The sequence below is a fragment of the Streptosporangium sp. H13245 genome, from assembly GCF_055690525.1.
This window is the reverse complement of the sequence record NZ_JBSZKT010000041.1, coordinates 41,823-54,803: the sequence shown is the minus strand read 5'-3', so window position 1 is coordinate 54,803 and position 12,981 is coordinate 41,823. Positions and strand designations below refer to the sequence as shown.

The window sequence follows — 12,981 nt, the reverse complement described above, 5'->3', positions numbered from 1 at the left end:
GATGCTAGACCGGACGGCGCGCCGTGTCCCCGCCGACTCCGTACGACTCCCGCGACTCCGTACGGCCGCCTCGCGCGAACCCGGCCCGGGCACCCGGGCACCCCGGCGCCTCGCCCGCCCGGCGATGGTGCCAGGCTTCGAGGGCGTAGCCGTGCCGACCGAGGAGAGCCACCCGATGTCCCAGTCACCGACGTCCCCGATGTCCTCGACGTCCCCGACCTACGACGACGTCCTGGACGCCGCCGCCCGCATCGCGCCGCAGGTCCACCGTACCCCCGTGCTGCGTTCGCGCCGGATCAACGAGATCGTCGGCGCCGACGTGGTGTTCAAGTGCGAGAACTTCCAGCGGATGGGCGCCTTCAAGTTCCGCGGCGCGTTCAACGCGCTGTCACGGTTCACCGCCGAGCAGCGACGCTCCGGCGTGATCAGCTACTCCTCGGGCAACCACGCCCAGGCGATCGCGCTGGCCGCCCGGCTGCTCGACATCCCGGCCACGATCATCATGCCGCACGACGCGCCCGCCTCGAAGGTGGCCGCCACCGAGGGGTACGGCGGGAAGGTCATCCGCTACGACCGCTACACCGGGCACCGGGAGGAGATCGGCCGCGCCCTGGCCGCCGACCGCGGTCTCACGCTGATCCCGCCGTACGACCACCCCCACGTGATCGCCGGTCAGGGCACCGCCGCCAAGGAGCTGTTCGAGGAGGTCGGCGACCTCGACGCGCTCTTCGTCCCGCTGGGCGGCGGCGGGCTGCTCTCCGGTACGGCGCTGTCGGCCCGCGCGCTGTCGCCCGGCTGCGCGCTGTACGGCGTCGAGCCGGAGGCGGGCGACGACGGGCTGCGGTCGCTGCGCCAGGGCTCCATCGTCCAGATCGACACACCCAAGACCATCGCCGACGGCGCGCAGACCCAGCAGCTCGGCACCCACACCTTCGAGATCATCCGCCGCGAGGCCGACGACATCGTCACCGCCACCGACGCCGACCTCGTCGACGCCATGAAGCTCTTCGGATCCGCCATGAAGATCGTCGTCGAGCCCACCGGGTGCCTCGGCCTGGCCGCCGTCCGCAACCTCGCCGCCCAGCTGGGCGGCAAGCGGGTCGGTGTGATCGTCAGCGGCGGCAACGTCGACCTCGACCGCTACGCCTCCCTGCTGGCCTCGTGACCCGTGGGGGCGGGATCCCCGTCAGCGGGCGGGGCGGTAGGCCGGGATCGTGACCATCGGGGGGCGTTCGGCGACGGCGACGTCCCGGACGCTCACCTGGTGGCCGTCCGCGCCCCGGCGGAACTGGGCCAGGCGGGGAGAGGGCCGGTGCAGGGAGACCATCATGTTCTGGCGCTCCAGGCGTGACCAGGAGGTCTGCAGGATCTGGGCGGCCATCCCGCCGAGCGCCTCCGTCGACTGGTGGGAGTGCACCCGGCGGCCCAGGTCGACCTGGGCCAGGGCGTCGAGACCGGCGAGTTCGAGCAGGTCGATCAGCAGGGCGAGTTCCACGCCGTAGCCGGTGACGAACGGGACGCGCTCCAGCACGGACCTGCGCCCGGCGTACTCCCCCGCGAGGGGTTGCACGAACCCGGCCAGCCGTGGCCAGTGCAGGTTGAGCAGGGGCCGCGCGACCAGCTCGGTGACCCGCCCGCCGCCGCTCTGCACGTTCTGCAGGGGCCGGTCATAGCAGCCCTTGACGTAGACCGTCGCCGGGTCGGCGAGCAGCGGGCCGAGCAACCCGGTCACGAAGGACGTGCGGAACTCGCGCAGGTCGGCGTCGACGAAGACCAGCAGGTCGCCGGAGGTCGCGGCGAGGGACTTCCAGAGCGCCTCGCCCTTGCCGTCCAGCGGCTTGAGGTCGGGCAGGACCTCGTCCTGGGCGATCACCCTCGCCCCGGCCCGCGCGGCGCGTACGGCGGTCTCGTCGACGGAGCGCGAGTCGATGACCACGAGCTCGTCGACGAGCGGCACGGTCTCCATGAGGTCGCGGCGGATCGCGGCGACGATCTCCCCGACCGTCTCCTCCTCGTCGCGGGCGGGCAGCACGACACTGATCGTCGTCTCACCCTTGGCGCTCAGCAGCTCCGGCAGCGCCCAGTCACCCGAGGATGAGGTGCGCTCGCGTAGCCATGCCTCGACCTCAGGCAGCACGACCCACCCTTTCCATCACCTCGGCACTTAGGGGTATCACCCTATGTGGCGCCGATTCCCGACAACTACCGGCTCCCGTCCCCGCCGCGCAGGTGGGAAGATCAGTCCAGTCCGGAACAAGGGGGGACGGCATGAACCCGGTAGCCGTGATGCGGGCGGCGCGAGGTGTCCGCGACGAGCTCGACAGCTTGATGGGCGGCGCCTCCGGCGAGCTTCGCGACCGGCTGGACCCGCTGCTCGCCGAGGCGGGCAGCCGGCCTCCTGGCCAGCTGGCCGACGCGGTCATCATGCTCGTCGCCGAGTACGGTCCCGCCTGGGAGCGGCTCACCGCGCTGCTGAGCCTGGAGCGGGGCGTCACCGCCGAGCAGGTGATCCCCATGCTCTCCCCGGGACCGGGCGCCGAATCCGGATCTCACGGGGGCACACAGTCCAGCTCGTACGGGGGCACGGAGCCCGGTTCATACGGAGGCGCGGAACCAGGCGCGTACGGGGGCGCACAGTCTGGCGCGAGCAGTCTCTCTTCCCCGGCGCCGGGCGGTACCGCCCCCACCCCGCCCTCCTCCTGGGGCTCGGCGCCCTCGAACGGCACGGACCTGTCCGGCTGGGATCCGGCCGACGCCCCGCGGCCCGCTTCCTACACTCCCGCCTGGGTGCTCCCCGGCACGGGCGGGCAGGGGCGTCCGGCGCCGGACCCCGGGCAGCCGCCGCGGGAGGGGGAGGTGGAGGAGGCCGCCTACGACGACGGGTACGGCGACATGCCCTCCACCGGCGCCATGAGCGTCGACTGGATGCGCCCGGACCCCGCCTCCCCCCAACCGCCGTCCCAGGGCTCCCCGGAGCCGCCGTCCCCGGACCCTCAGCCCCAGGCACCGGCGCCGGTCCCCGCGCAGGCGCCGCCGACGCTGGCCGAGCCGCCCGCTCCCGCCGAAGGCCGGGCCTCCTCGGTTCTCGACCGGCTGACCGGGGCCTTCCGCAGGCGGCGCAAGGAGACACCGGCCGCGGCGCCGGGGCCCACGTGGGAGGGGATCCCGCTGATCGAGGCCCCCGCCGAGGCGGTCGCGGGCTGGGGTGCCGAGGTGGCGATCGGCGTCGCCCCCGGCCAGGGGCAGGACGGCACCGCGAAGCCGCGCGAGCCGGTCGACCTGGACATCCAGCTCGTCGCCGAGGGCTTCGACGCTCCCGGTGGCTGGCGGGTGCGGCTGCGCGCCGACGAGGCCACACCGTACCCCCGCGCCGTGGTCAACCTCGTCGCCCTCGCCCAGGAGGAGCCGGAGGCCGCCCGGCAGATCCAGGCGACCTACGCGGTGGGCGGCCAGGTGATCGGGTTCGGCCTGCGGGCGATCACGGTCCACGGCGCGGCCGGCAGCCTCGGCGGGCACGAGGCGCTGGAGCCGGTCTCGGGCACCCGTATCCGCCCGGCCCTGATGGGCGAGCCCCCGGACGTCACGGCGATCGTCGTCCACGGCGACCGGCCCGGACGGCTGTGGTGGACCTACCAGTCGCCGCACTTCGTCACCCCCGACCGGGCCGAACGCTGCGATCTGGGCACCCGGGCCTCGGAGTTCGGCCGCCAGCTGACCGGGCGGGGCCGTCTCTCCGAGGAGCTGGGCCGGGAGGTCGGCGCGCGCGTGCCGTGGGGGTTCTGGGATCTGCTGAACGCGGTGGCCGCCCGGGTGGCGCCGCGCCGCCCGACCGTGCTGATCCTCTCCCAGGAGCCGCACGTGCCCTGGGAGCTGGCCGTGCTGGAGCAGCCCTACGATCCCTCGCTGCCCCCCTACCTGAACTGCCAGACGGTGACCGGCCGCTGGCCCCTCGGCGGGCGGCGCCCCGAGCTGCCCCCTCCGGTGAGCGCGCGGGCCGACCGTGTCGCGGTGGTGTACGGCGAGGCGCGGGCGCACCCGCTGGTGGCCGAGTACGGCGCCACGCAGGTCTCCCCCGCGCTCGGCGACGTCTTGGGCGTGCTCAGGCAGGGGCCCGACGTCGTCCACTTCACGGACGGCGGCTCCGCGTCCGAGGCGCTGGGCTACGAGCTGGCCGGGGCCCCGTTCGTCTTCCTGGAGGAGCCGGGGGACGCCCAGGCGTTCCTGATGGCGGGCGCGAGCGGGGTCGTCGCCCCGCTCTGGCCCGCCGCTGGCGGCCTGGCGCCGGAGTTCTACCGGCGCTGCTTCGCCGGTGAGCCCCCGGCCGAGGTGCTGCGGTCCATGCGCGGGCAGGCCCCCGACGACGCGGGCGCCTACCGGTTCCACGGCCACCCGTCCCTGACGCTGCACCGGACGGCCCCGCCCTCGGGGTGAGCTCAGCCCGCGGCGTGGCGCTCCAGGAAGGTGTAGACGTCGGCCTCGTCCACCCCGGGGAAGGACCCGGGCGGCAGCGCGGCCAGGATGTGGGAGTTGCCTCGGGCCGAGGGCCAGGCGTACCCCTCCCAGCGCTGGGTCAGCTCGGCGGGCGGGCGGCGGCAGCAGTCGCCGGTGGGGCAGCCGGACTTGGTGCGGGTGGTGGTCTCCCTGCCCCGGAACCAGCGCGACTCCCGGTACGGGACGCCGAGGGTGATGGCGAAGTCGCGCTCGCGCGAGATGTCGACGTGGGCCATGCAGAAGTAGGTGCCGGTGGGCGAGTCGGAGTACTGGTAGTGGACGGAGAAGCGGTCCGGTGACAGGAAGACCTGGCGCCCCGACCACCGCAGGCACATGCGCTGGCCCTCGATCGCGCCCTGCTCGTCGGCGGGGAAGACGATGCCGTCGTTCTCGTAGGCCTTGTAGATGATCCCGTCGGCGTTGTTGCGGACGAAGTGGCAGACCAGGTCGAGGAAGTTGGTGGCCAGGTTGGTGAAGCGGTGCGCGGCCATCTCGTAGGAGACGGCGAACACGTCCCGCAGGTCCTCCACGCTCAGCGCGCGGTCCTTCTTGGCCTCCCGCAGGTACGGTACGGCGGCGGCCTCGGGCACCAGGACGGCGGCGGCGAAGTAGTTGGCCTCGGTCCGCTGGCGCAGGAAGTCGGCGAAGTCGCGGGGCCGGTGGTGGCCGAGGGAGAGGTGGCCGAGGGTCTGCAGCAGGATCGTGCGCGGGGTGTGCATGCCGACCTGCTCGTGCTTGACGTAGATGCGCCGGTTGCGCAGGTCGGAGATGGAGCGCACGGTACGCGGCAGGTCCTGGACGGTCTGGACGGTGTAGCCGAAGTGGCTGACCAGCGCCTGGACGGTGCTCTGCGACAGCGCGCCCGAGCGGTAGCCGACCGCGGCGAGCGCCTCGGCGGCAGCCTGCTCGATCTCCGCGAAGTAGTTGCCCTGCTCGCGCTGCTTGCGGCGCAGCTCGGCGTTGGCGGCGCGGGCCTCCTCGGGGGTGGCGGTCCCCCTGGCCTGGCGTGAGCGCAGTTCCCCGTACAGGCCGAGGATGTGTTCGAGCACGTCGTTGGGGACGCGGGCGGAGATCTTCAGCCGGGCCAGGCCGAGCCCGGCGTACAGGGGGTCGCGCTGGGCCTCCTCCAGGGCCATCTCCAGCTGGGCCCGCCGGTTGGGGGCCTGCCTGCGCAGCAGCTCCTCGATCGGCACGTTGAGCGCGGCGGCCAGCGACTTCAGCAGCGACAGCTTCGGCTCGCGCTTGCCGTTCTCCAGCAGGGAGAGCTGGCTGGGCGCGCGGCTCACGCGCTCGCCCAGGTCGGAGAGGGTGAGGCCGCGCTGCTTACGCAGGTGTCTCAGCCGCTGGCCGAACGCGATGAGATCGAGCTCCTGCGTCAAGGAAAGCGGTTCTTCACCCACCAAAGATGCCATGACCCGATGCTAAACGAAATTTCCGAGGAAATTTCACCTCCTCGCGGGTCTCCGGCCGGATGTCGGCACCCTCGCCTCCGGGGCGTCCACGCGGGGTCCGGCCCGGCGGCCGCGATCATCACACCCGTACGGAGTCCGGCCCGGCGGTCGCGGTCGTCACATCCGCACGGGTCAGGCCCGGCGAGCGGTCGTCACGCCCGTACGGGATCCGGCCCGGCACGCGGTCGGCAATCCGCACGCGGTCGTCACGCCCGTACGGGATCCGGCCCGGCGCGCGGTCGGCACGCCCGCGTGCCGGAGGTCCCGGCAAAGCCGGTACGTGGCACGCGTCCGCGGACACCTGATCCCAGCACAAGAATTGGTCTAGTCCATAGAGAAAACTATTAACTTCTTCTCGTCCAAATACCGGTGAGTATTGATCTCAGGAGAAGAATTTCCATTCTTTCGTCCGACTCGACCTTGTTTGGCCGTTTCGTCGAGGCACACACTCGGAGTAGGCCACCCAGGGGACGAAAAGGAGTTACCGATGAATGATCGCCTCAAGGGAGCCGCAGACGAGCTGCGGCGCGAGTGGGAGACCAACCCTCGCTGGAAGGGGACCGAGCGGACCTACACGGCCGAGGACGTGGTTCGACTCAGGGGTTCCGTCCAGGAGGAGCACACCCTCGCCCGGCTCGGCGCCGAGCGGCTGTGGGACCTGCTGAACACCGAGGACTACGTGCACGCCCTGGGCGCCCTCACCGGCAACCAGGCCGTGCAGCAGATCAAGGCCGGGCTCAAGGCCATCTACCTGTCCGGCTGGCAGGTCGCCGCCGACGCCAACCTCGGCGGTCAGACCTACCCCGACCAGAGCCTCTACCCGGCCAACTCGGTCCCGGCCGTCGTGCGGCGCATCAACAACGCGCTGCTGCGCGCCGACCAGATCACCTGGTCGGAGGGCGACCGGGACGCGCCGCACTGGCTGGCGCCGATCGTGGCCGACGCGGAAGCCGGTTTCGGGGGCGTGCTGAACGCCTTCGAGCTGATGAAGGGCATGATCGCCGCCGGTGCCGCCGGGGTGCACTGGGAGGACCAGCTCGCCTCGGAGAAGAAGTGCGGCCACCTGGGCGGCAAGGTGCTCGTCCCCACCGGCCAGCACGTCAAGACCCTCAGCGCCGCCCGCCTCGCGGCCGACGTGCTGGGCGTGCCGACCCTGGTCATCGCGCGGACCGACGCCCAGGCCGCGACCCTGCTGACCACCGACGTCGACCCCCGTGACCAGGCCTTCACCACCGGCGACCGTACCGCGGAGGGCTTCTACCGGGTCCGCAACGGCGTGGACGCCTGCGTCGCCCGCGGCCTGGCCTACGCCCCCCACGCCGACCTGCTGTGGATGGAGACCTCCACCCCGGACCTGGACGTGGCCCGCGAGTTCGCCGAGGCGATCAAGGCCGAGTATCCCGACCAGATGCTGTCCTACAACTGCTCGCCCTCGTTCAACTGGAAGAAGCACCTGGACGACTCCACCATCGCCAAGTTCCAGCGCGAGCTCGGCCACATGGGCTACAAGTTCCAGTTCATCACGCTGGCGGGCTTCCACTCACTGAACCACTCGATGTTCGACCTCGCCCGGGGCTACGCCGAGGACGGCATGACCTCCTACGTCGGGCTCCAGGAGGCCGAGTTCGCCTCCGAGGCGCGCGGCTACACCGCCACCCGCCACCAGCGCGAGGTCGGCACCGGATACTTCGACCTGGTCAGCACGGCCATCGCGCCGGAGTCCTCCACCACGGCCCTGAAGGGGTCGACCGAGGAGCAGCAGTTCGCGGAGGCCCACTGACCCCGCGAACCGGGCTCGCCCGGACAGACGCGACAGGCCCCGCCGCACGGATCTCCCCCGAGTCCGTACGGCGGGGCCTGCCCGTTCCCCTGACCGTCCCAACACCCGCTCTCCCCGCGGCCCGCGTTCCCGAGGGAGTTCTTTCCGGGAACGCGGGCGGCGGACGGCGGGGCATCTCAGTGGCCGACGGCCTCGATGAGCTTGCGACGCTGCTGGGTACCGAGGCCTCCCAGGCGACGCGCCTCGTCCACATCGGCCTGCTGCATCAGCTGCGCGGCCTTGACCGTACCGACTCCGGGCAGGGCTCGCAGGGCCTGCGACACCTTGATGCGCTTGGCGATGTCGTCCTCACGGCCAAGCAGTTGCTCCAGGCTGAGCGCGCCTGTCTTGACCTCGGCGAGAAGCTTGGCGCGAGCGGTCCGGGTCTCGGCAGCCTTGACCAGGGCGGCCTGACGCTGTTCGGGGGTGAGCTTGGGCAAAGCCATGGTGTTTTCTCCCTGATGACGGTAATTCCAGCGTCCTGCTACCCAAAGCCACCCGGATAATCATCGGAGGACAAACAGATAGATCTCCAGCACACGTACTGTGCATCACGATATGCCCGTTTGGTTACCCCGCCCTTACCCGCTTCTCCGTAGCCTCGGGCTCATGGGTATCTGGCGAAGCCCTCAGGGCATCGAGGTTGAGGCGATCGTGGTCCACGACGGCCCCTGTCTGCTGGTCACCCGTCGGATCGACGGACGGCGGGTCCTCGTGGCGTACTGCATGAGCATTCGCGAGGTCGGAGAGCACGTCGACCTCGCCGAGCTGGTCCCGGCGTAGGCGGCCCCCGCGCATCCGAACGGCCAATGATGGATCATGTCCGAGTCTTGTTCGGTACGCGTGTCAACTTCTGCGACCGCTGGGGCGTCGAGTAGTCAGGGAGGCTCGATGGATGTACTGATCGGCCTCATTGACGAAGATCTCCTCCTGGAGCTCATCCTCGTCGAGGCACTGCACACCGAGGCGGAACGGCTGGCCGCCCAGCCCGACCGCTGAACGAGAACGGGTGCCCGCCACCGGAAACGGCGGGCACCCGCACCGCCCGCGAGAGCCGGTGTGTGAGAACCGGGGCTCGATTCACCCGGTGGTGATGGCGTTAACTGTTCCCCATGAACAAGCGCGAGCTGATCGAGAAGGCCGCCGCCGAGGCCGGGCTCACCCGGAGGCAGACCGCCGCGGCTCTCGACGCGATCCTGGGGACGATCCAGACGGCCGTGGCGGCCGAGGACAAGGTGGCGATTCCCGGGTTCGGGTCCTTCGAGATCGTGCACAAGCCCGCACGGACCGGGCGCAACCCGCAGACCGGCGAACCCCTGGAGATCGCGGAGACCTGGACGGCGAAGTTCAAGCCCAGCCCGGGGTTCATGGGCCTGATCCGCCAGCGCAAGAAGGACTGACGGCCCCCGGCGCCTCGGGCGGGAAAGGCGACGGCCCCCGGGGAAGTATCCATTCCCCGAGGGCCTGGAGTGCCGCCATGTCGCGGCACCGGCACGTTTAAGGATCCGGGTCACTCATGATGAGGTCGCACTCTGCCATTAAGTTATAGACGCACGTGGAGCGTCCAGCGGGATTCGAACCCGCACTCGACCATCGTCGCCCGTATCCGTTCGATCCGGCGCCCGGCGGCGAATGCTGAATCTGGAGCGAGAGCCTGAGCATGAGCGGCTGCCTCTGCCATTTGGGCTACCCCGGCTCGACGGTGCCGGGGGAGGGAATCGAACCCCCACTGTGACCGCGTGTCAGTCTGACGGATCAGTTTCAGCTTCCGCGCTTTCGCTCATCCCCGTGCTCCAACGGGGAGTCCTGTGATCTTACCCGAGCAGGTAGCCCAGCACCTTCTCACCGACGCGCTGGTAGGTGATCTCGGTGCCGTTGGCCTCCTCACGGGCGAACTTCACCGCGTTCTGAAGCCTGCCGACCCGCTCCAGGAGCTCGTTGACCCGCTTCTGCGGCACGGCTCCCGAGAAGGTGACCTTGGTCCAGAAACCGACGACGATGTCCTCGTGGTAGACCTCGACCTGGGCCGGGTGCTTGTCGGTGGCCTCCGCCTTGACGTGGTTGCGGGGCACCTTCTTCGTACGGGTCGTCTTGACCGGCTCGGTCCGCCAGCAGTCGGTCGACTGGTCCGGCGTCCAGGCCTCGGCGGCGTCCAGGACGGGCAGCTTGGCGATGAAGGTGTGCAGATCCACCAGCTGCTTCTCCAGGAACAGCAGGTAGGTGACGGGCACGTCCTCCAGGAGGGTGGAACCGTCGACCTTGACGTCGGCCCGCGCCGAGCAGTTGGCCCAGTCCTTGGTGGCGGTGACGTCGAACAGCCGGGTGAGCGCGGCGCCCACCTGCTTGAGCAGATCCTCGCCCTGCACCTGCACCCGGGTCGACTCCGGGGGCAGCCGCTCGCCCTCGTCGTCGATCGGCTGGTAGGTCCGTGAGAGGCCCGACAACAGGGCGTTCTTCTGGATCGTGTGGTAGGCCTCGGTCACCTTGCGCTGGGTGTCGGACTTGACGCCCTTCTCCACGGCGAGGATCTGGTTCAGCTTGGTCGCCATGCGTGACACCGTACCGGGAAGATCACCCACACAACACCGCTTTTCCCGCAGATCACCCCTCGTCGTACCCGCTCACCGGCCGCGCGCTCCCCGGTCGTCGGGGCCCTCAGCCGCGTACCGCGCGGGCCGACCAGCGGCCGTCAAGGTGGTCGACGCGCAACGGGCGCCCGAAGCACTCCGACAGGTTCTCCGCGGTCAGGATCTCCGCCACCGGCCCGCCCACCTGGACGCGGGCGTCGCGCATCAGCAGGGCGTGGGTCGTGGTGGCCGGGACCTCCTCCAGGTGATGGGTGACGGTGACCGTGGTCAGCGCCGGGCGGGTCGCCGCCAGGTCCTCCACCGCGGTGATCAGGTCCTCGCGGGCGGGCAGGTCGAGCCCGGCGAACGGCTCGTCCAGCAGCAGGATCACCGGATCGGCCATCAGCGCCCGCGCGACGCGGACGCGGGCCCGCTCCCCCTGCGAGCAGACCCGGAAAAGCCGGTCCGCGAGGTCCTTGCAGCCCAGGTCGGCCAGCAGGTGGTGGGCACGCTCGTGCTCGGCGGGGCCGTAGCGGTCCCAGAGCGGGGCGCTGCTCCCGGTGTGGCCGGTCAGGACGACGGTGTGCGCGGTGGCCCCCTCCTCCTCCAGCAGCTCCTCGTCGACGAGCCGCTGACTGGCCGCGACGAGGCCGATGTGGCGGCGCAGCTCCCGCAGATCGACCCGGCCCAGCCGCTGGCCGAGCACGGTGACGGCCCCCTCGGTGGGATGGCGTACGGCGGCGGCGAGCGACAACAGGGTGGTCTTCCCCGCCCCGTTGGGGCCGAGCACCACCCAGTGCTCCCCGTATCCGACCCGCCAGCCGATGTCGTCCAGCAGGGTACGGCCGACCACCCGGACCCCGACGCCGCTCAGCTCCACCGCACCGGACACTGGCCCGCCCATCGGTATCCCCCTCGCCTCGATTCGCGGCGCTCACTTTAACCGATGTGCCGATATCTCCCTGTAAATCGTCTGAAAAGCGGGTCTCAACCTATCTGCATGGAGGGGCCGGGAGTGGGCTGCGGGGTGATGGTCGTCCCCGACGGGGCGGGGGCGGTGGGCGTCGGGGACGGGCTCTCGCCGTCACCGGTCTGCGGGATCTGGGTGAAGGAGGGCTTGGGGCCGGGGCCGCCCGAGGCCGTCGGGCAGTCCCTGGCCCTGCCCTTGCCCTTGGCGGTCGCGTCCGCGCAGTCCCTCGGATCGTCGTCGTCGGGCGAGTCGCCGGAGCCACCGGGGCCTCGGGGACGCTCCGCCTCCGGCTCCTCCCAGCCGTCACGGCCGTCGTGGCCGTCCTCACCCGTGGTGGGCAGCGAGACGGTCCTGGTGGTGGTGACCTGGACGGTGGAGGGGGTGGTCGGCGTCACCGCCCTCGGCCTGCCCGGGGACGGCCGGGTGCCGTCGCGGAAGATGGAGCCGGAGGGAGTGCCCTCGGCCGGGAGGACCAGCGGCACCGGCTCGGGAACCCCGGCACCGGCGGCCGGGTCGGACCCGCCGCCGCCGGTCGCGGCGGCCACGGTGACCGCCGCCATGGAGACCGTCGCCAGCGCCGCGAAACCGGCCTGCGACAGGTGCGCGCCCCGGCGGGGGGCCCGGCGAGACCCCCTGCCGGAGATCTCCACCGGGACCGAGGGCTCGTCGTGGACCGAGGAGGCCGACAGGGAGGCCGACAAGGGCGGGAAGGGCGGGGCGGCGAGCCGTACCCTCCCGGCTCCCGGGGTGTAGGGCACCGGGGTCCAGATCTCCGCCAGCACCTCCGCGACCGCCTCACGCAGGTCCCAGGGGGCGCCCACACCGCCCGCGGCGAGCAGCGCGCCGAGCAGGTCGGTGGCTCTTGGCCGCTCGGCGGGATTCTTGGCCAGGGACGCCTCGACGGCCGGGCGCAGCAGCACGGGCACCGAGGCCACCCTCGGCGGCTCGACCAGGATGCGCCGGGTCAGCACGTCCGCCTCCCCCGCGCCGAAGGGGTGGTGGCCACCGGCCGCGTACGCGACCAGACACCCCCAGGCGAAGACGTCGGAGGCGGGCAGCGCGAGCCCGCCGGTGAGCCGCTCGGGGGCGACCCAGCCCGGACTGCCCATCACCTGCCCCGCCTGCGTGTGCGCGGCGAGCACGTCGACGTCCCTGGCGATCCCGAAGTCGATCACCCGGGGACCGGTGTCCGACAGCAGCACGTTGCCGGGCTTGAGGTCGCGGTGGACCAGCCCCGCCTCGTGCACCGCCACCAGCGCGGCGGCCACCCCCAGCGCGACGCCGTACGCCAGGTCGGGGGTGAGGGGGCCGTGCGCGGAGACCACCTGGGACAGCGCGGGACCGGGGACGTACTCCGACACCAGGTAGGGACGGTCCTTGTCGGTGCCGTCCTCGATCACCGCGGCGGTACAGAAAGGCACCACTCTCCGGGAGAATTGCACTTCTTCCGCGAAACGGGCGCGGAGCGTGGCATCGTTGAGATGCATCGGGTGCGGCGTCTTGAGCGCCACCACCCCGCCCTGCGGATGCTCGGCCAGATAGACGATGCCCATCCCACCCACCCCGAGGCGGCCGAGCAGAAGGTAACGGCCGATGATGACCGGGTCTCCGACGGTCAGCGGCCGCACACCGGTCGGCATGCCGTTCACAGGACCTGCTCCCCCACGTGCCATCCTCGTTGTG

The 12,981-nt window shown here is 71.6% G+C and carries 11 protein-coding genes; 5 read left to right on the top strand and 6 right to left on the bottom strand.

The window, feature by feature from the left end; genetic code table 11:
* Nucleotides 1–175: 175 nt before the first annotated feature.
* Nucleotides 176–1,165: a threo-3-hydroxy-L-aspartate ammonia-lyase gene (locus ACW9TB_RS34350; RefSeq protein ID WP_472752276.1), complete on the top strand. Its 990-nt coding sequence runs from the start codon at nt 176–178 to the stop codon at nt 1,163–1,165.
* Nucleotides 1,166–1,186: 21 nt separating this feature from the next.
* Here the strand turns inward: ACW9TB_RS34350 and ACW9TB_RS34345 are convergent, their stop codons facing one another.
* Nucleotides 1,187–2,137 carry a glucosyl-3-phosphoglycerate synthase gene (locus tag ACW9TB_RS34345; RefSeq protein WP_472752275.1) on the bottom strand — a complete coding sequence of 317 codons (951 nt, stop codon included), beginning with the start codon at nt 2,135–2,137 and terminating at the stop codon, nt 1,187–1,189.
* Nucleotides 2,138–2,268: 131 nt separating this feature from the next.
* On the opposite strand from ACW9TB_RS34345, the gene ACW9TB_RS34340 reads away from it, so the two are divergent.
* Nucleotides 2,269–4,431: a hypothetical protein gene (locus ACW9TB_RS34340; RefSeq protein ID WP_472752274.1), complete on the top strand. Its 2,163-nt coding sequence runs from the start codon at nt 2,269–2,271 to the stop codon at nt 4,429–4,431.
* Nucleotides 4,432–4,433: 2 nt separating this feature from the next.
* On the opposite strand, the gene ACW9TB_RS34335 is transcribed toward ACW9TB_RS34340, so the two are convergent.
* Nucleotides 4,434–5,903 carry a helix-turn-helix domain-containing protein gene (locus ACW9TB_RS34335; RefSeq protein WP_472752273.1) on the bottom strand — a complete coding sequence of 490 codons (1,470 nt, stop codon included), beginning with the start codon at nt 5,901–5,903 and terminating at the stop codon, nt 4,434–4,436.
* Between the two features lie 526 nt (nt 5,904–6,429).
* Between ACW9TB_RS34335 and aceA the strand changes: the two genes are divergently transcribed.
* Nucleotides 6,430–7,722, top strand: coding sequence for an isocitrate lyase (aceA, locus tag ACW9TB_RS34330; RefSeq protein ID WP_472752272.1), 1,293 nt, complete (start codon nt 6,430–6,432; stop codon nt 7,720–7,722).
* A gap of 176 nt (nt 7,723–7,898) precedes the next feature.
* Here the strand turns inward: aceA and mihF are convergent, their stop codons facing one another.
* Nucleotides 7,899–8,207, bottom strand: a complete 309-nt coding sequence (gene mihF, locus ACW9TB_RS34325) for an integration host factor, actinobacterial type (protein WP_472752271.1) — start codon at nt 8,205–8,207, stop codon at nt 7,899–7,901.
* 163 nt (nt 8,208–8,370) lie between these two features.
* Here mihF and ACW9TB_RS34320 point away from each other — a divergent pair, with 163 nt between their 5' ends.
* Both ACW9TB_RS34320 and ACW9TB_RS34315 read left to right on the top strand, forming a co-directional pair.
* On the top strand, nt 8,371–8,544 hold the full coding sequence (locus tag ACW9TB_RS34320) for a hypothetical protein (RefSeq protein ID WP_326640877.1): 174 nt from the start codon (nt 8,371–8,373) through the stop codon (nt 8,542–8,544).
* A gap of 329 nt (nt 8,545–8,873) precedes the next feature.
* Entirely contained in the window at nt 8,874–9,161 is a 288-nt protein-coding gene (locus tag ACW9TB_RS34315; protein WP_030909250.1) for an HU family DNA-binding protein, read from the top strand.
* A gap of 414 nt (nt 9,162–9,575) precedes the next feature.
* Here the strand turns inward: ACW9TB_RS34315 and ACW9TB_RS34310 are convergent, their stop codons facing one another.
* The 3 genes from ACW9TB_RS34310 to ACW9TB_RS34300 all read right to left on the bottom strand — a co-directional run bounded on the left by ACW9TB_RS34310 (nt 9,576) and on the right by ACW9TB_RS34300 (nt 12,938).
* Complete coding sequence (locus ACW9TB_RS34310) at nt 9,576–10,310, bottom strand: DUF7873 family protein (protein WP_472752270.1); 735 nt, start codon at nt 10,308–10,310, stop codon at nt 9,576–9,578.
* Between the two features lie 106 nt (nt 10,311–10,416).
* Nucleotides 10,417–11,232 (bottom strand): ABC transporter ATP-binding protein, encoded by an 816-nt coding sequence (locus tag ACW9TB_RS34305; protein ID WP_472752269.1) that lies wholly within the window; start codon nt 11,230–11,232, stop codon nt 10,417–10,419.
* 83 nt (nt 11,233–11,315) lie between these two features.
* A complete protein-coding gene (locus tag ACW9TB_RS34300) occupies nt 11,316–12,938 on the bottom strand; it encodes a serine/threonine-protein kinase (protein WP_472752293.1) in 1,623 nt (540 codons plus the stop codon).
* Nucleotides 12,939–12,981: the final 43 nt, after the last annotated feature.

Bases quoted from the DNA above. Each gene is read 5' to 3' on its own strand.
- ACW9TB_RS34350 (WP_472752276.1), top strand. From the start codon at position 176: ATGTCCCAGTCACCGACGTCCCCGATGTCCTCGACGTCCCCGACCTAC.
- aceA (WP_472752272.1), top strand. From the start codon at position 6,430: ATGAATGATCGCCTCAAGGGAGCCGCAGACGAGCTGCGGCGCGAGTGG.
- mihF (WP_472752271.1), bottom strand. From the start codon at position 8,207: ATGGCTTTGCCCAAGCTCACCCCCGAACAGCGTCAGGCCGCCCTGGTC.
- ACW9TB_RS34320 (WP_326640877.1), top strand. From the start codon at position 8,371: ATGGGTATCTGGCGAAGCCCTCAGGGCATCGAGGTTGAGGCGATCGTG.
- ACW9TB_RS34340 (WP_472752274.1), top strand. From the start codon at position 2,269: ATGAACCCGGTAGCCGTGATGCGGGCGGCGCGAGGTGTCCGCGACGAG.
- ACW9TB_RS34315 (WP_030909250.1), top strand. From the start codon at position 8,874: ATGAACAAGCGCGAGCTGATCGAGAAGGCCGCCGCCGAGGCCGGGCTC.
- ACW9TB_RS34300 (WP_472752293.1), bottom strand. From the start codon at position 12,938: ATGCCGACCGGTGTGCGGCCGCTGACCGTCGGAGACCCGGTCATCATC.
- ACW9TB_RS34305 (WP_472752269.1), bottom strand. From the start codon at position 11,232: ATGGGCGGGCCAGTGTCCGGTGCGGTGGAGCTGAGCGGCGTCGGGGTC.
- ACW9TB_RS34335 (WP_472752273.1), bottom strand. From the start codon at position 5,903: ATGGCATCTTTGGTGGGTGAAGAACCGCTTTCCTTGACGCAGGAGCTC.
- ACW9TB_RS34310 (WP_472752270.1), bottom strand. From the start codon at position 10,310: ATGGCGACCAAGCTGAACCAGATCCTCGCCGTGGAGAAGGGCGTCAAG.